Below are 17,054 nucleotides of genomic sequence, written 5' to 3'. Positions count from 1 at the left end.
TCTGGCAGTCCTTCCACATTCTGTTGTTGCGCTAAATCTCGGTCCTGTAAGGCTTTTCCTTATGAACGTGCCTTGACGGTGCTGCGGGCGGATTCCTATAGTGTGCGCAAGTGGCAGAAAGTGGGATGAAGTGGGTTTTCTGGCACAAAAAAGCTAACATTGTGGGGAATCACAGCCGTGTTCCGCGGAGCCAACGCCGTCAGCCTCGATGCCAAGGGCCGTCTCGCCATGCCGAGCCGGTACCGTGACGAGCTCGACTCACGTTGCAATGGCCAACTGATCGTGACCATTGACGCCGTAGACCCCTGCTTGTGTGTTTATCCCCTCGATGAGTGGGAACAGATAGAAGCCAAGTTGCGTGCCTTGCCATCGTTGCGTGAGGAAAACCGCCGCCTGCAGCGTTTGCTGATCGGTAATGCGGTTGACCTGGAGCTCGATGGCAGCGGGCGTTTCCTGGTGCCGCCCCGCCTGCGTGAGTACGCCAAGCTCGACAAGAAGGCGATGCTGGTGGGGCAACTGAACAAATTCCAGCTGTGGGATGAAGATGCCTGGAACGTGGTTTCGGCAGCCGACCTTGCAGCTATTCAACAACCGGGCGCCATGCCCGACGAATTGCGTGACCTGATCCTGTGACCATAGATAGCGGCTTCAACCACATTACCGTCCTGCTCGACGAAGCTGTCGAGGCATTGGCCCTGCGCCCCGACGGTTGCTATCTGGACGGCACTTTCGGCCGTGGCGGACACAGTCGTCTGATCCTCAGCAAGCTCGGGCCGCAAGGGCGGCTCTTGGGCTTCGACAAAGATCCACAGGCGATTGCCACGGGGCAAGCGCTGGCGGCCGAAGACGGCCGCTTTGTCATTGTGCAGCGCAGTTTTGCCGAACTGGGCACGGAAGTGGCAGCGCGCGGCCTGCACGGCAAGGTCAGTGGTGTATTGCTGGACCTGGGCGTGTCCTCCCCGCAGCTGGATGACCCAGAGCGTGGCTTCAGCTTCCTCAATGATGGCCCGCTGGACATGCGCATGAACCCGGACCAAGGCATCAGTGCCGCCGAGTTCATCGCCACTGCGCCTGTGGAAGAAATCGCCCGGGTCTTCAAGGAGTACGGTGAGGAACGCTTTGCCGGGCGCATGGCGCGTGCAGTGGTCGAGCGCCGCGAAAAACAGCCCTTCACCCGTACCGCCGACCTGGCGGAGGTGCTCAAAGTGGCCAACCCGGCCTGGGAAAAGGGCAAGAATCCGGCTACCCGTGCCTTCCAGGGCCTTCGTATTCACGTCAACAACGAGCTGGGTGATCTGGAGGCTGGCCTTGAGGCTGCGCTGGATGCGCTCGAAGTCGGTGGTCGCTTGGCGGTCATCAGTTTCCACTCGCTGGAAGATCGTATCGTCAAGCTGTTCATGCGCAAGCTGGTGAAGGGGGAGGCCGACAACCTGCCGCGGAACCTGCCGGTTCAGCACAAGGTCTTCGAGCCGAAAATCAAGCTCATCGGCAAGGCCCAGTTCGCTTCCGAGGCCGAGCTCAAGGCCAACCCACGCTCGCGTAGCGCCGTAATGCGCGTGGCGGAGAAGCTGCGGTGAGCAGGCTATTTGCCAAACCCTTGCCAGGCGGAAGCTTCCTGATGCTTCTGCTGTTCATCAGCGTACTGGTTTCGGCCATTGCCGTGTCCTACAGTGCGCACTGGAACCGTCAGCTGCTCAACACCCTGTACGGTGAATTGAACGAGCGCGACAAGGCTCAGGCCGAATGGGGCCGGTTGATTCTTGAGCAGAGTACCTGGACCGCTGCCAGTCGCATCGAGAGCCTGGCCTCCGAGCAATTGAACATGCGCGTGCCGTCAGCTGACGAAGTCCGGATGGTGGCGCCATGATGAAGCTCGAAGGCGCACTCTACCCGTGGCGCTTCCGTGTAGTGATCGGCTTGCTGGCGATCATGGTCGGTGCCATTTGCTGGCGCATCATCGACCTGCAGGTAGTTGACCGTGACTTCCTCAAGGGCCAGGGCGATGCGCGCAGCCTGCGTCACATCCCCATCCCGGCGCACCGCGGTTTGATTACTGACCGCAACGGTGAGCCATTGGCCGTGAGCACCCCGGTCACCACCTTGTGGGCCAACCCCAAAGAGATGCAGGCCTCCAAGGAGCGTTGGCCGCAATTGGCCGCAGCGCTGGGGCAAAACCCGCAGCAGTTGACCGAGCGCCTGACCCAGCAGGCCAACAAAGAGTTCATCTACCTGGTCCGGGGTCTGACCCCCGAGCAAGGCCAGCACGTGCTCGACCTCAAAGTGCCGGGTGTGTATGGCCTGGAAGAATTCCGCCGCTTCTATCCGGCCGGTGATGTGACTGCGCATATGGTCGGCTTTACCGACCTCGATGACCACGGTCGCGAAGGGGTGGAGCTGGCCTATGACGAGTGGCTGGCCGGTGTGCCCGGCAAGCGCCAGGTAATCAAGGACCGGCGCGGCCGGCTGATCAAGGACATTCAGGTAACCAAGAACGCCAAGGCCGGGAAGACCTTGGCGTTGTCCATAGACCTGCGCCTGCAGTACCTGGCTACCCGCGAGCTGCGCAACGCCATTGCCGAGCAGGACGCCAAGGCCGGCAGCCTGGTGATCATGGACGTCAAGACCGGTGAGGTCCTGGCCATGGTCAACCAGCCGACCTACAACCCCAACAACCGCCGTAGCATGTTCCCGTCGGCCATGCGTAACCGGGCGATCATCGACGTGTTCGAGCCGGGCTCCACGGTCAAGCCGATCTCCATGAGTGCAGCGCTGCAGAGCGGCCGCTGGAAGCCGAGCGACAAGGTCGAGGTTTACCCTGGCAGCCTTCAGATCGGTCGTTACACCATCAGGGATGTGTCGCGCAGCGAGGGTCCGATTCTTGATTTGACCGGCATCCTGATCAACTCCAGTAACGTTGGCATGAGCAAGATCGCCTTCGACATCGGCGGCGAGGCCATCTACCGGGTCATGTCCCAGGTCGGCCTGGGCCAGTACACCGGCCTTGGCTTCCCGGGCGAGCGTGTCGGCAACCTGCCCAACCACCGTGAGTGGCGCAAGGCCGAGACCGCGACCCTGTCCTATGGCTACGGCGTATCGGTCACCGCCCTGCAGCTGGTGCATGCCTACGCGGCGCTGGCCAACGACGGCAAGATGGTGCCGCTGTCGATCATCAAGCTAGACAAGACACCAGAAGCGGTGCAGGCCATCCCGAAAGAAGTCGCCGAAACCGTTCAGGGCATGCTGCAGCAGGTGATCGAAGCCCCGCGCGGCGTCTTCCGTGCCCAGGTGCCGTTCTATCACGTGGCCGGCAAGTCCGGCACCGCGCGTAAGGCCACCGTGGGTGCCAAGGGGTACACCGAAAACGCCTACCGCTCGCTGTTCGCCGGCTTCGGGCCAATGAGTGACCCGCGCTACGCCATCGTCGTGGTCATCGACGAGCCGAGAAAGGGGGGGTACTTCGGTGGCCTGGTTTCGGCACCTGTATTCAGCAAGGTCATGTCCGGCACCCTGCGCCTGATGAACGTGCCGCCAGACAACCTGCCGCCACCTGCACCCGCGGTGCAATCGCAAGTCAATGCAGCAGCCGCCAAGGGAGGGCGTGGATGATGACAATGCCATTAAGCAAACTTTTCGCCCACGCCAGCCGTGATCCGTTGATTCGTGAGCTGACCCTGGACAGCCGCAGTGTGCGCCCGGGTGACTTGTTCCTGGCCGTACCGGGCGCCAAGGTCGATGGTCGCGAGCATATTGCCGACGCCCTGGCCCGTGGCGCTGCCGCCGTGGCCTATGAAGAGCAGGGTGCCAACGTGCTGCCGCTGACCGATGTGCCGCTGATTCCGGTCAAAGGGCTGATCGCTCAGTTGTCAGATATCGCCGGGCGCTTCTATGGTGAACCGAGCCGCCAGTTGAATCTGGTCGGCGTGACCGGCACCAACGGCAAGACAAGCGTTACCCAGCTGGTAGCCCAGGCGCTCGACCTGCTTGGCCAGCGCTGCGGCCTGATTGGCACCCTGGGTACTGGCTTCTTCGGCGAGTTGCAGAGCGGTCGCCTGACCACGCCCGACCCGATTGCCGTGCAATCAACCCTCAACGACCTCAAGAAAGGCGGCGCCAAGGCCGTGGCCATGGAAGTGTCTTCCCATGCCCTGGAGCAAGGCCGTGTTGCCGCACTGGAATTCGACATCGCGGTAATGACCAACCTGTCCCGCGACCACCTCGACTATCACGGCAGCATGGAAGCCTATGAGGCCGCCAAGGCCAAGCTGTTCGCCTGGCCGAGCCTGCGTTGCCAGGTGGTCAACCTGGATGACGCCTTTGGTCGTCGTCTGGCCGCCGACTTTGCGCGCCGCCCGAGTGTCGACCATATCGAAACCCGACTGCTGAGCTACAGCCTGGAACGCCCTGAGGCCTCGCTGTTCTGTCGCGAAGCCGTGTTCAGTGACGATGGCGTGCGCGCCACAATCGTCACTGCCCAAGGTGAGCGTATCTTGCGCAGTCAACTACTGGGCCGCTTCAACCTGAGCAACATGCTTGCCGCTGTGGCGACCCTGCTGGCGCTGGACTATGCGCTGGACGAGATCCTCAAGGTCACGCCGCAACTGCAGGGCCCGGTAGGTCGTATGCAGCGCCTGGGTGGCGGCGACAAACCGCTGGTGGTGGTCGACTACGCGCACACACCGGATGCACTTGAAAAAGTACTCGAGGCGCTGCGCCCGCACGCTCGTGGCAAGCTGTTGTGCCTGTTCGGCTGCGGCGGTGACCGTGATCGCGGCAAGCGCCCGCTGATGGCCGAAGTGGCCGAGCGCCTGGCTGACCGCGTACTGGTCACCGACGACAACCCGCGTACTGAAGACCCGTTGCGCATCTTCGATGATATCCGCCCCGGTTTCGCCAGGCCTGACGACGTCGAGTTCGTCGCCGGCCGTGGCGAAGCCATTGCGCACCTGATCGCCACTGCCGCTGCCAACGATGTGATCGTGCTGGCTGGTAAGGGGCACGAGGATTATCAGGAGATCAATGGCGAGCGCCATGATTTCTCCGATTTGACCGAAGCCGAAAAGGCACTTGCAGCCTGGGAGGCTCCACATGCTTAAGCCGCTGTCACTCAGCCAGCTGACCACTGCCCTGAATGGTCAACACATCGGTGCCGACGCCACGTTTACCGGTGTCAGCATCGATAGCCGCAGTGTCAGCGCCGGGCAACTGTTCGTCGCCCTGGCCGGCCCGCGTTTCGATGGCCATGACTACTTGGCAGACGTGAAAGCCAAAGGCGCAGTAGCTGCCCTGGTCGAGCGTGAAGTGGCCGGTGTCGACCTGCCGCAGTTGCTGGTCAAGGATTGCCGGGCAGCACTGGGTCAGCTCGGCGCCCTGAACCGCGCCGCTTTCGACAAGCCTGTAGTGGCCATTACCGGTTCCAGCGGCAAGACCACGGTCAAGGAAATGCTCGCCAGTATCCTGCGCACCCGTGGCCTGGTTCACGCCACCCGCGGCAACTTGAACAATGACCTCGGGGCGCCGCTGACACTGCTGGAGATCGCCCCGGAGCACAGCGCGGCAGTGATCGAGCTGGGCGCCTCGCGCATTGGCGAAATCCGCTACACCGTAGGCCTGACACAACCGCAGGTGGTCATCATCAATAACGCCGGTACTGCCCACGTTGGCGAGTTCGGCGGCCCGGACAAGATCGTCGAAGCCAAGGGCGAAATTCTCGAAGGCCTGGGCGAGGGCGGTATTGCCATCCTCAACCTGGACGACAAAGCTTTTGACATCTGGAAGGCGCGTGCCGGTACGCACAAAGTCGTCAGTTTCGCACGCAGCAACCCGAAGGCCGATTTCCACGCTTCAGACATTGGTCGCGATGCCCGCGGCTGCCCGTCGTTCACCCTGCATGGCGCCACGGAAACGGTGGCCGTGCAACTCAATGTGCTGGGTGAACACAACGTCAGCAACGCCCTGGCCGCCGCCGCCGCTGCACATGCCGTTGGTCTGAGCCTGAGCGGCATTGCCGCAGGCCTGGCGGCCGTGCAACCGGTCAAGGGACGTACCGTGGCGCAGATCGCGCCGAACGGGGTACGGGTAATCGACGACAGTTACAACGCAAATCCCACCTCTATGTGCGCAGCCATTGATATACTCGCCGGCTTTTCCGGGCGCACCGTTCTGGTGCTTGGGGATATCGGCGAATTGGGGCAATGGGCGGAAGAAGGCCACCGTCAGGTGGGTGACTACGCGCGTGGCAAGGTCGACGCCCTGTACGCAGTGGGTTCCAACATGACACATGCGGTCAAGGCGTTCGGCGCCAATGGCCGCCATTTCGCTACTCAAGCTGAGCTGATCGATGCGGTTAGCGCCGAGAATGCCAGTGACACCACTATCTTGATCAAGGGCTCGCGCAGCGCTGCGATGGAAAACGTCGTGGCGGCATTGTGCGGTGCCAGCGGGGAGAAACATTAATGCTGCTGCTGTTGGCCGAGTATCTGCAACAGTTCCACAAAGGCTTCGCGGTCTTTCAGTACCTGTCCCTGCGCGGGATTCTTGGTGTACTGACCGCGTTGTCCCTGGCGCTGTGGCTGGGCCCCTGGATGATCCGTACCCTGCAAATTCGCCAGATCGGCCAGGCCGTGCGTAACGACGGCCCGCAATCGCACCTGTCCAAGTCCGGTACCCCGACCATGGGCGGTGCGCTGATTCTGTCGGCCATTGCCATCAGCACCTTGCTGTGGGCCGACCTGAGCAACCGCTATGTATGGGTTGTGCTGATCGTCACCCTGGCGTTCGGTGCCATTGGCTGGGTCGATGACTACCGCAAGGTGATCGAAAAGAACTCCCGTGGCCTTCCGAGCCGCTGGAAGTACTTCTGGCAGTCGGTGTTCGGCCTGGCGGCGGCGGTGTTCCTGTACAAGACCGCGCCAACCAGCGTCGAGACCACGCTGATCCTGCCGTTCATCAAGGATGTCACCATTCCGCTGGGCGTTGGCTTCGTCGTACTGACCTACTTCGTCATTGTCGGTTCGAGCAACGCGGTCAACCTCACTGATGGCCTCGACGGCCTGGCAATCATGCCGACGGTGATGGTCGGCGGCGCGCTGGGCATCTTCTGCTACCTGTCGGGTAACGTGAAGTTCGCCGAGTACCTGCTGATCCCCTACGTGCCGGGCTCGGGCGAGCTGATCGTGTTCTGCGGCGCGCTGATCGGTGCCGGCCTGGGCTTCCTGTGGTTCAACACTTACCCGGCGCAAGTGTTCATGGGTGACGTCGGCGCGCTGGCGCTGGGCGCCGCGCTGGGCACCATTGCCGTCATCGTGCGCCAAGAAATCGTGCTGTTCATCATGGGCGGCATCTTCGTGGTGGAAACCCTGTCGGTGGTGATACAGGTCGCCTCCTTCAAGCTGACCGGCAAGCGCGTGTTCCGCATGGCGCCGATCCACCACCACTTTGAACTCAAGGGCTGGCCAGAGCCTCGGGTGATCGTCCGATTCTGGATCATCACTGTAATCCTGGTGTTGATTGGCCTTGCAACCCTGAAATTGAGGTAGATGAGCGTGTCTTTGATCGCTTCCGACCAATTCCGCATCGTTGTCGGCCTCGGCAAGAGCGGCATGTCCCTGGTTCGCTTCCTGGCGAGCCGGGGCATTGCCTTTGCGGTCGCCGATACCCGCGAGCAACCGCCGGAACTGGAAACCCTGCGCCGTGATTACCCGCAGGTGGAAGTGCGCTGTGGTGAGCTGGACGTGGACTTCCTGTGCCGCGCCAACGAGTTGTATGTGAGCCCCGGTCTGGCCTTGGCCACGCCGGCCTTGCAGCAGGCGGCCGCGCGAGGGGTGAAGCTGTCTGGCGACATCGAGCTGTTTGCTCGCCATGCCAAGGCGCCGATCATTGCCATCAGCGGTTCCAACGCCAAGAGCACCGTCACAACGCTGGTCGGTGAAATGGCCGCCAAGGCCGGTAAACGTGTGGCCGTGGGCGGTAACCTCGGTACTCCGGCGCTCGACCTGCTGGCCGATGACATCGAGCTGTACGTGCTGGAGCTTTCCAGCTTCCAGCTGGAAACCACTGACCAGCTCAACGCCGAAGTGGCGACCGTTCTGAACATCAGCGAAGACCACATGGACCGCTATAGCGGCCTTCCGGCCTACCACCTGGCCAAGCACCGGATCTTCCGCGGGGCCAGGCAGGTGGTGGTGAACCGTCAGGATGCCCTCAGCCGGCCATTGCCTGTGGAAGGCCGCCCATGCTGGACCTTTGGCCTCAGCCAGCCGGACTTCAAGGCCTTCGGCCTGCGCGAAGTGGGCGGTGAAAAATACCTGGCGTTCGAGTTCCAGGCACTGATGCCGGCGCGTGAACTGAAGGTTCGTGGCGCCCACAACCAGAGCAACGCCCTGGCGGCACTGGCCTTGGGCCATGCTGCCGGTCTGCCGTTCGAGCCGATGCTCGAGGCCCTGCGCGAGTTTGGTGGCCTGGCCCACCGTTGCCAGTGGGTGCGCGAGCGTAACGGCGTCAACTGGTACGACGACTCCAAGGCCACCAACGTCGGTGCTGCCCTGGCCGCCATTGAAGGCTTGGGCGCCGATATCGAAGGCAAGCTGGTGCTAATCGCGGGTGGTGATGGCAAAGGTGCCGAGTTCACTGCGTTGCGCGAACCGGTCAAGCGTTACTGCCGCGCCGTGGTGTTGCTTGGCCGTGATGCCGAGCGCCTGGCCGAGGCCTTGGGCGATGCCGTGCCGCTGGTTCGGGTCAAGACCCTTGACGATGCCGTGCAGCGATGCGCCGAGCTGGCCCAGGACGGCGATGCCGTGCTGCTGTCGCCTGCATGCGCCAGCCTCGACATGTTCAAGAACTTCGAGGAGCGTGGACGCCTGTTCGCCCAGGCAGCGGGAGGTCTTGCATGATCTTCGGCATCTTCAAACCCTATCCGTCGCCGCTGATCAGCGGCCGTGGCGTCGACCTGGACTTCCCGATGCTCGCCGGTTGCCTGGCCTTGCTGGGCCTGGGCCTGGTGATGATCACTTCGGCATCCTCGGAAGTGGCTGCTGTACAGTCGGGCAACCCGCTGTATCACATGTTCCGCCACCTGGTGTACGTGTTCCTTGGCCTGGTGGCCTGTGGTGCGACCCTGCTGGTGCCGATCGCCACTTGGCAGCGCATGGGTTTCATGATGCTGATTGGTGCCTTCGGCCTGCTGGTACTGGTACTGGTGCCGGGCATCGGCCGTGAAGTCAACGGCTCCATGCGCTGGATCGGTTTCAGCTTCTTCAACGTGCAGCCTTCAGAAATCGCCAAGGTGTTCGTGGTCATCTACCTGGCCGGCTACCTGGTACGCCGACAGACTGAGGTGCGCGAAACCTGGATGGGCTTCTTCAAGCCGTTCATCGTGCTGCTGCCCATGGCCGCCTTGCTGCTGATGGAGCCGGACTTTGGCGCCACCGTGGTGATGATGGGCGCGGCGGCGGCCATGTTGTTTCTGGGTGGGGTGGGGCTGTTCCGCTTCAGCCTGATGGTGGCGCTGGCGGTGCTGGCGGTATTTGTCCTGGTACAGGCGCAGCCGTACCGGATGGCGCGCCTTATTACGTTCACCGACCCCTGGGCCGACCAGTTCGGTTCGGGCTACCAGCTGACCCAGGCACTGATTGCCTTCGGCCGTGGCGAGTGGCTGGGTGTTGGTCTGGGCAACAGCGTGCAGAAGCAGTTCTACCTGCCTGAAGCGCACACCGACTTCGTGTTCTCGGTACTGGCGGAAGAACTGGGCGTGGTCGGCTCGCTGGTGACCGTAGCACTGTTCGTGTTCGTTACCGTGCGCGCCCTGTACATCGGCCTGTGGGCCGAGAAAGCCAAACAGTTCTTTGCCGCCTACATGGCGTTCGGCCTGGCTTTCCTGTGGATTGGCCAGTTCCTGATCAACATCGGTGTGAACGTCGGCCTGCTGCCGACCAAGGGCCTGACCCTGCCGTTTCTCAGTTACGGGGGGAGTTCGCTGGTGATCTGTTGCGCCTGCGTAGGGCTGTTGCTGCGCATCGAGTGGGAGAGCCGCACGCACCTGGGCAGTGAGGAGCACGAATTTAGCGAAAGCGATTTTGCCGAGGAGACCAGTCATGGCCGCTGAAGGCAAAAATGTACTGATCATGGCCGGCGGTACCGGGGGGCACGTATTCCCGGCGCTGGCCTGCGCCCGTGAGTTCCAGAAGCGCGGTTACAGCGTGCACTGGCTGGGTACCCCGCGTGGCATTGAGAACGAGCTGGTGCCACAGGCGGGTTTGCCACTGCATCTGATCCAGGTCAGCGGTTTGCGCGGCAAAGGCAAGCTGTCGTTGCTCAAGGCACCGTTCACGTTGGTCAAGGCCGTGCTGCAGGCACGGCGCATCATTCGCCAGCTCAAGCCCGTATGTGTCCTGGGCTTTGGCGGCTATGTGACCGGCCCCGGCGGCGTGGCCGCGCGGCTGTGCGGCGTGCCACTGGTGATCCATGAGCAGAACGCCAGGGCCGGTACCGCCAATCGGTTGCTGGTGCCACTCTCGGCGCGGGTCTGCGAAGCTTTCCCGAACACCTTCGAGGCCAGCGACAAACGTCGCACCACCGGTAACCCGGTGCGCCCGGAGCTCTTCATGGAGGAGCAACGCGCGCCCTTGGGCGAGCGCCGTGCACGCCTGTTGGTACTGGGTGGCAGCCTGGGTGCGGAACCATTGAACAAATTGTTGCCTAAGGCCCTGTCCGAAGTGCCCGCCGCGCTGCGGCCAGAGGTATTCCACCAGGCCGGCAAGCAACACGCGCCGATCACCGCCGAGCGTTATCACGAGGCGGGCGTCGCGGCTCAGGTAGAGCCTTTCATCAAAGACATGGCCCAGGCTTATGGCTGGGCCGACCTGGTGGTGTGCCGGGCCGGTGCCCTGACTGTCAGCGAACTGGCGGCAGCAGGCCTGCCTTCGATGCTGGTGCCTTTGCCCCATGCGATCGACGATCACCAGACCCACAACGCCCAATATCTGGCCCGCGAAGGCGCTGCCTTCCTGATGCCACAAGCGACAACTGGCGCAGCGCAACTCGCTGAACGCCTGAACGAGGTGCTGATGCAACCCGAGAAACTCAACGTCATGGCAGGCACCGCACGGCGCCTGGCCAAACCTGCTGCAACCAGCACCGTGGTCGATATCTGCCTGGAGGTGGCCCATGGTTGAGAGCCAGAAAGCCATGCCCCAGCCGAAGATGGGCCGTATTCGCCGCATTCACTTCGTCGGCATCGGCGGCGTGGGTATGTGCGGTATTGCCGAAGTGTTGCTGAACCTGGGCTATGAAGTGTCCGGTTCGGACCTTAAAGCCTCGCCAGTTACCGAGCGCCTGGAGTCCTTCGGCGCTGAGATCTTCGTCGGCCACCGCGCCGAGAACGCCGCCACCGCCGATGTGCTGGTGGTATCCAGCGCCATCAACCCGGCCAACCCGGAAGTTGCCACCGCCCTCGAGCGACGCATTCCGGTGGTGCCGCGTGCCGAGATGCTCGCCGAGCTGATGCGTTACCGCCATGGCGTGGCCGTTGCCGGTACTCACGGCAAGACCACCACGACCAGCCTGCTGGCTTCGGTGTTCGCCGCCGGTGGCCTGGACCCGACCTTCGTCATCGGTGGCCGCCTTACCGCTGCCGGTACCAATGCGCAGCTGGGCACCAGCCGCTACCTGATCGCCGAAGCAGACGAAAGCGATGCCAGCTTCCTGCACCTGCAGCCGATGGTGGCGGTGGTCACCAACATCGATGCCGACCACATGGCGACCTACGAAGGTGACTTCAACAAGCTGAAGAAAACCTTCGTCGAGTTCCTGCACAACCTGCCGTTCTATGGCCTGGCGGTGATGTGCCTGGACGACCCGGTGGTTCGCGAGATCCTGCCGCAGGTGAAGCGCCCGACCGTGACCTATGGCTTCAGCGAAGAGGCCGACATCCGCGCCATCAATGTGCGTCAGCAGGGCATGCAGACCCACTTCACCGTGCTGCGCCGTGATCGCGAGCCGTTGGAGGTTTCGGTGAACATGCCCGGCAACCACAACGTGCTCAACGCCCTGGCCACCATTGCCATCGCCACTGACGAAGGCATTACTGACGAGGCCATCATCCAGGGCCTGTCCGGCTTCCAGGGTGTCGGCCGTCGCTTCCAGGTGTACGGCGAGCTGCCGGTCGAAGGCGGCAGTGTGATGCTGGTCGACGACTATGGCCATCACCCGACCGAAGTGGCGGCGGTAATCAAGGCTGTGCGCGGTGGCTGGCCAAGCCGCCGCCTGGTGATCGTCTACCAGCCGCACCGCTACAGCCGCACCCGCGACCTGTACGACGATTTCGTCCAGGTGCTGGGTGATGCCAACGTGCTGCTGCTGATGGAGGTCTACCCGGCCGGCGAAGAGCCGATCCCCGGTGCCGACAGCCGTCAGCTGTGCCACAGCATCCGCCAGCGCGGCAAGCTGGACCCGATCTACATCGAGCGCGGCGCCGAGCTGGCACCGCTGGTCAAGCCACTGCTGCGCGCTGGCGACATCCTGATCTGCCAGGGTGCCGGTGATGTCGGCGGCCTGGCCCCGCAGTTGATGAAAAGCCCGCTGTTCGCAGGCGCCAAGCAGGAGAAGTCGAAATGACCAGCGCCTACGACAAGCTGCACTCGACCCTGAACGTCAAGGCGTTCGGACGCGTCGCCGTGCTGTACGGTGGCAAGAGCGCCGAGCGTGAAGTGTCGCTGAAATCCGGCGCCGCAGTGATCGATGCGCTGAGCACTGCCGGCGTCGACGTGGTCGCCATCGACGTCGGTGATGACCTGCTCGCACGCCTGCAAAGCGAGAAGATCGACCGCGCCTTCATCATTCTTCACGGCCGTGGCGGTGAAGACGGGAGCATGCAAGGCTTGCTGGAGTGCCTGGGCATCCCTTACACCGGCAGCGGCATCCTGGCTTCGGCGCTGGCGATGGACAAGCTGCGCACCAAGCAGGTGTGGCAGAGCCTGGGCATTCCCACACCACGCCACGCGGTGCTGGCGAGCGAAAGCGATTGTTTGCAGGCCAGTACGGAACTGGGCTTCCCGCTTATCGTCAAACCCGCCCATGAAGGCTCTAGCATCGGCATGGCCAAGGTGAACAGCGCCCAGGAACTGGTCGCCGCCTGGCAGGACGCCGCCAAATACGATTCCCAGGTACTGGTGGAGCAGTGGATCCACGGCCCGGAGTTCACCATCGCGGTACTGCGCGGCCAGGTGCTGCCGCCGATCGCCTTGGGTACGCCGCATGTGTTCTACGACTACGACGCCAAGTACATCGCCAACGACACCCAGTACCGCATTCCCTGCGGGCTGGATAGCGTCAAGGAACAAGAGCTGATCGACCTGACCGCGCGCGCCTGCAATGCCATTGGCATTGAGGGCTGGGGGCGGCTGGACGTGATGCAGGACGAGCAGGGCCGGTTCTGGCTGCTCGAAGTCAACACTGCACCGGGCATGACAGATCACAGCCTGGTGCCCATGGCGGCCCGCGCGGCTGGCCTGGACTTCCAGCAACTGGTGCTGGCAATCCTGGCCGAAAGCGTGGCGACGCGAGGCTAATAATCATGCAAGGCGCGATGATACGTCAGCAGCAACCCGTTACCGGCCGTAGCAAGCCGGTGCCGCGTGGTGCCAGCCGGCTGGTGGCCGACGAGCCCGTATCGGCGCGCCTGCCCAGGCCAAGCCTGGGCGGCCTCAAGCGCTTGCTGTGGCCGGTGTTGCTGGTGGCGGCCGGCTTTGGTGCCTACGAGGGCGCCGTTCGCCTGATGCCTTACGCCGACCGCCCGATCACCAAGATCGATGTGCAGGGCGACCTCAGCTACATCAGTCAGCAGTCGGTGCAGCAGCGTATCGCGCCCTATGTGGCGGCGAGCTTCTTCAGCGTCGACCTTCCGGCGATGCGGGCCGAGCTGGAGCAGATGCCGTGGATCGCCCACGCCGAAGTGCGCCGGGTATGGCCCGACGAGGTGGTAATCCGCCTTGAAGAACAGCTGCCGGTGGCACGCTGGGGTGATGCAGCCCTGCTCAACAACCAGGGTCAGGCTTTCGCCCCGCGCGAGCTGGCCAACTATGAGCATTTGCCGCAGCTGGCCGGGCCGCAGCGTGCTCAGCAACAAGTCATGCAGCAGTATCAGGTATTGAGCCAGATGCTGCGCCCCCTGGGCTTTTCCATCGCTCGCCTGGAGCTGCGCGAGCGAGGCAGCTGGTTCCTGACCACCGGTGCGAGCAGTGCCGGGCCAGGCATCGAGTTGCTGCTGGGGCGCGATCATCTGGTGGAGAAGATGCGCCGTTTCATTGCCATTTACGACAAGACACTCAAAGACCAGATCACCACTATCGCCCGCATTGATCTGCGTTATTCCAACGGACTTGCCGTTGGTTGGCGGGAACCGATTGCACCGACGACGGCCCAACCCGCCGTTGCGAAGAATTAGAGAGAGACAGGACCATGGCAAACGCGCATAGCGGCAAAATGATCGTCGGGCTGGACATTGGCACCTCCAAGGTGGTGGCGCTGGTGGGCGAAGTGGGCGAAGACGGCACCCTGGAAATCGTCGGGATCGGCACTCATCCGTCCCGTGGCCTGAAAAAAGGCGTGGTGGTGAACATCGAGTCTACCGTGCAGTCGATCCAGCGCGCAGTGGAAGAGGCGCAACTGATGGCCGGCTGCCGTATCCACTCGGCGTTCGTCGGTGTGGCCGGTAATCACATCCGCAGCCTGAACTCCCACGGCATCGTCGCCATTCGTGACCGCGAGGTCAGCCTGGCCGACCTGGAGCGCGTACTCGACGCCGCCCAGGCCGTGGCGATTCCGGCCGACCAGCGCGTGCTGCACACCTTGCCGCAGGACTACGTGATCGACAACCAGGAAGGCGTGCGCGAGCCGCTGGGCATGTCTGGCGTGCGCCTGGAAGCCAAGGTTCACGTGGTCACTTGCGCAGTCAACGCCGCCCAGAACATCGAGAAGTGTGTGCGCCGCTGCGGCCTGGAAATCGACGACATCATCCTCGAACAGCTGGCTTCGGCCTACTCGGTACTGACCGATGATGAAAAAGAGCTGGGCGTGTGCCTGGTGGACATCGGTGGTGGCACCACCGACATCGCCATCTTCACCGAGGGCGCCATCCGCCACACGGCGGTCATCCCGATTGCTGGCGACCAGGTGACCAACGACATCGCCATGGCCCTGCGTACCCCGACCCAGTACGCCGAGGAGATCAAGATCCGCTACGCCTGTGCCCTGGCCAAACTGGCTGGCGCGGGCGAGACCATCAAGGTGCCGAGCGTGGGCGATCGCCCACCGCGCGAGCTGTCGCGCCAGGCCCTGGCCGAGGTGGTGGAGCCACGTTACGACGAGCTCTTCACCCTGATCCAGGCCGAACTGCGCCGCAGCGGCTACGAAGACCTGGTGCCCGCCGGCATCGTCCTCACCGGTGGCACCGCGAAGATGGAAGGTGCCGTGGAACTGGCCGAGGAAATCTTCCACATGCCGGTACGCCTGGGCGTGCCGCACAGCGTTCGGGGGCTGAGCGACGTGGTGCGCAACCCGATCTATTCCACTGGTGTGGGCTTGCTCACCTACGGCCTGCTCAAGCAGTCCGAGGACTTGGCCCTGACCGGTAACAGCAACAGCAGCAGCAACAGCTATGGCGATGAACCGAAGGCCCCAGTGCTTGAACGCTTCAAGAAGTGGGTCCAGGGCAACTTCTAAGTTTCAAAGCAGTAGTGGTAGGCGCAACAACTAGAGAACTGTAAGGAGAGGGAAAATGTTCGAGCTCGTAGACAACGTCCCGCAAAGCCCGGTCATCAAGGTGATCGGCGTTGGTGGTGGTGGCGGCAACGCCGTCAATCACATGGTCAAGAGCAGCATCGAAGGCGTGGAATTCATCTGCGCCAACACCGATGCCCAGGCGCTGAAAAACATTGGCGCGCGCACCATCCTGCAATTGGGCACTGGCGTGACCAAGGGCCTGGGTGCCGGTGCCAATCCGGAGGTCGGCCGTCAGGCCGCGCTGGAAGACCGTGAGCGCATCGCTGAAGTGCTGCAGGGCACCAACATGGTGTTCATCACCACCGGCATGGGTGGCGGTACCGGTACCGGTGCTGCGCCAATCATTGCCGAAGTGGCCAAGGAAATGGGTATCCTCACCGTTGCAGTGGTGACTCGTCCGTTCCCGTTCGAAGGCCGCAAGCGCATGCAGATCGCCGATGAAGGCATCCGCATGCTGGCTGAAAGCGTCGACTCGTTGATCACCATCCCCAACGAGAAGCTGCTGACCATCCTGGGCAAGGATGCCAGCCTGCTGTCCGCCTTCGCCAAGGCTGACGATGTACTGGCTGGTGCCGTACGCGGTATCTCCGACATCATCAAGCGCCCCGGCATGATCAACGTCGACTTCGCCGACGTGCGTACCGTGATGGGTGAAATGGGCATGGCCATGATGGGTACTGGCTGCGCCAGCGGCCCGAACCGTGCGCGCGAAGCCACCGAGGCAGCTATCCGTAACCCGCTGCTGGAAGACGTCAACCTGCAGGGCGCCCGCGGTATCCTGGTGAACATCACCGCAGGCCCGGACCTGTCGCTGGGTGAGTACTCCGACGTGGGTAGCATCATCGAAGCCTTCGCCTCCGACCACGCGATGGTCAAGGTCGGCACCGTGATCGACCCGGACATGCGCGACGAATTGCACGTGACCGTGGTGGCCACTGGTCTGGGCGCACGCATCGAGAAGCCTGTGAAGGTGGTCGACAATACCCTGCAGACTGCCCAGCAGGCATACGAGGCGTCCAATCCTGCGCCGGTGCGCCAGGAGCAGCCAGCGGTCAACTACCGTGACCTGGAGCGCCCGACCGTCATGCGCAACCAGGCGCATGCAGGTGCTGCCGCAGCCGCTAAACTGAACCCTCAGGATGACCTGGACTACCTCGATATCCCGGCATTCCTGCGTCGTCAGGCTGATTAATGGAATTTATCAGGGGTATAAAGGTGATTGGTATTCATCAAAGGTTGGGTCTGTTATCATCCCCAGCCTTTGTTGATACCTGTTCGCA

The 17,054-nt window shown here is 62.9% G+C and carries 15 protein-coding genes; all 15 read left to right on the top strand.

Features of this window, described 5'->3' with window-relative positions:
- Positions 1 to 177: 177 nt before the first annotated feature.
- From mraZ to ftsZ, 15 genes are read left to right on the top strand one after another with little or no spacing between them, the layout of a single operon-like run.
- A complete protein-coding gene (gene mraZ, locus ACE4QZ_RS22545) occupies positions 178 to 633 on the top strand; it encodes a division/cell wall cluster transcriptional repressor MraZ (RefSeq protein WP_021784148.1) in 456 nt (151 codons plus the stop codon).
- Positions 630 to 1,577, top strand: a complete 948-nt coding sequence (gene rsmH / locus ACE4QZ_RS22540) for a 16S rRNA (cytosine(1402)-N(4))-methyltransferase RsmH (RefSeq protein WP_021784149.1) — start codon at positions 630 to 632, stop codon at positions 1,575 to 1,577. Before mraZ ends, rsmH begins: the two co-directional genes overlap by 4 nt.
- A complete protein-coding gene (ftsL, locus tag ACE4QZ_RS22535) occupies positions 1,574 to 1,867 on the top strand; it encodes a cell division protein FtsL (RefSeq protein WP_021784150.1) in 294 nt (97 codons plus the stop codon). Before rsmH ends, ftsL begins: the two co-directional genes overlap by 4 nt.
- The gene (locus ACE4QZ_RS22530; protein ID WP_162149598.1) at positions 1,867 to 3,606 is read left to right on the top strand and encodes a peptidoglycan D,D-transpeptidase FtsI family protein; all 1,740 of its coding nucleotides are present in this window, start codon (positions 1,867 to 1,869) and stop codon (positions 3,604 to 3,606) included. The genes ftsL and ACE4QZ_RS22530 overlap by 1 nt, the downstream gene beginning before the upstream one ends.
- Entirely contained in the window at positions 3,603 to 5,093 is a 1,491-nt protein-coding gene (locus ACE4QZ_RS22525; RefSeq protein WP_373939364.1) for a UDP-N-acetylmuramoyl-L-alanyl-D-glutamate--2,6-diaminopimelate ligase, read from the top strand. Before ACE4QZ_RS22530 ends, ACE4QZ_RS22525 begins: the two co-directional genes overlap by 4 nt.
- A complete protein-coding gene (locus tag ACE4QZ_RS22520; protein ID WP_021784153.1) occupies positions 5,086 to 6,453 on the top strand; it encodes a UDP-N-acetylmuramoyl-tripeptide--D-alanyl-D-alanine ligase in 1,368 nt (455 codons plus the stop codon). Before ACE4QZ_RS22525 ends, ACE4QZ_RS22520 begins: the two co-directional genes overlap by 8 nt.
- A complete protein-coding gene (gene mraY, locus ACE4QZ_RS22515) occupies positions 6,453 to 7,535 on the top strand; it encodes a phospho-N-acetylmuramoyl-pentapeptide-transferase (RefSeq protein WP_016498046.1) in 1,083 nt (360 codons plus the stop codon). Before ACE4QZ_RS22520 ends, mraY begins: the two co-directional genes overlap by 1 nt.
- Before the next feature lie 6 nt (positions 7,536 to 7,541).
- Positions 7,542 to 8,888 (top strand): UDP-N-acetylmuramoyl-L-alanine--D-glutamate ligase, encoded by a 1,347-nt coding sequence (gene murD, locus ACE4QZ_RS22510; RefSeq protein ID WP_028697489.1) that lies wholly within the window; start codon positions 7,542 to 7,544, stop codon positions 8,886 to 8,888.
- A complete protein-coding gene (gene ftsW, locus ACE4QZ_RS22505; RefSeq protein ID WP_021784155.1) occupies positions 8,885 to 10,099 on the top strand; it encodes a putative lipid II flippase FtsW in 1,215 nt (404 codons plus the stop codon). The genes murD and ftsW overlap by 4 nt, the downstream gene beginning before the upstream one ends.
- Complete coding sequence (murG, locus tag ACE4QZ_RS22500) at positions 10,089 to 11,168, top strand: undecaprenyldiphospho-muramoylpentapeptide beta-N-acetylglucosaminyltransferase (RefSeq protein ID WP_021784156.1); 1,080 nt, start codon at positions 10,089 to 10,091, stop codon at positions 11,166 to 11,168. Before ftsW ends, murG begins: the two co-directional genes overlap by 11 nt.
- Entirely contained in the window at positions 11,161 to 12,609 is a 1,449-nt protein-coding gene (murC, locus tag ACE4QZ_RS22495) for a UDP-N-acetylmuramate--L-alanine ligase (RefSeq protein WP_016713564.1), read from the top strand. Before murG ends, murC begins: the two co-directional genes overlap by 8 nt.
- Positions 12,606 to 13,562 carry a D-alanine--D-alanine ligase gene (locus ACE4QZ_RS22490; RefSeq protein ID WP_410480190.1) on the top strand — a complete coding sequence of 319 codons (957 nt, stop codon included), beginning with the start codon at positions 12,606 to 12,608 and terminating at the stop codon, positions 13,560 to 13,562. The genes murC and ACE4QZ_RS22490 overlap by 4 nt, the downstream gene beginning before the upstream one ends.
- 5 nt (positions 13,563 to 13,567) lie before the next feature.
- On the top strand, positions 13,568 to 14,437 hold the full coding sequence (locus tag ACE4QZ_RS22485; protein WP_084850851.1) for a cell division protein FtsQ/DivIB: 870 nt from the start codon (positions 13,568 to 13,570) through the stop codon (positions 14,435 to 14,437).
- 14 nt (positions 14,438 to 14,451) lie between these two features.
- Positions 14,452 to 15,714 carry a cell division protein FtsA gene (ftsA, locus tag ACE4QZ_RS22480; RefSeq protein ID WP_003251867.1) on the top strand — a complete coding sequence of 421 codons (1,263 nt, stop codon included), beginning with the start codon at positions 14,452 to 14,454 and terminating at the stop codon, positions 15,712 to 15,714.
- 55 nt (positions 15,715 to 15,769) lie between these two features.
- Positions 15,770 to 16,966 (top strand): cell division protein FtsZ, encoded by a 1,197-nt coding sequence (ftsZ, locus tag ACE4QZ_RS22475; protein WP_003251871.1) that lies wholly within the window; start codon positions 15,770 to 15,772, stop codon positions 16,964 to 16,966.
- Positions 16,967 to 17,054 lie beyond the last annotated feature (88 nt).

The sequence above is a fragment of the Pseudomonas sp. DCA-1 genome (assembly GCF_046523955.1).
GTDB lineage: Bacteria > Pseudomonadota > Gammaproteobacteria > Pseudomonadales > Pseudomonadaceae > Aquipseudomonas > Aquipseudomonas putida_Y.
This window is presented reverse-complemented; position numbering and strand designations above follow the sequence as displayed.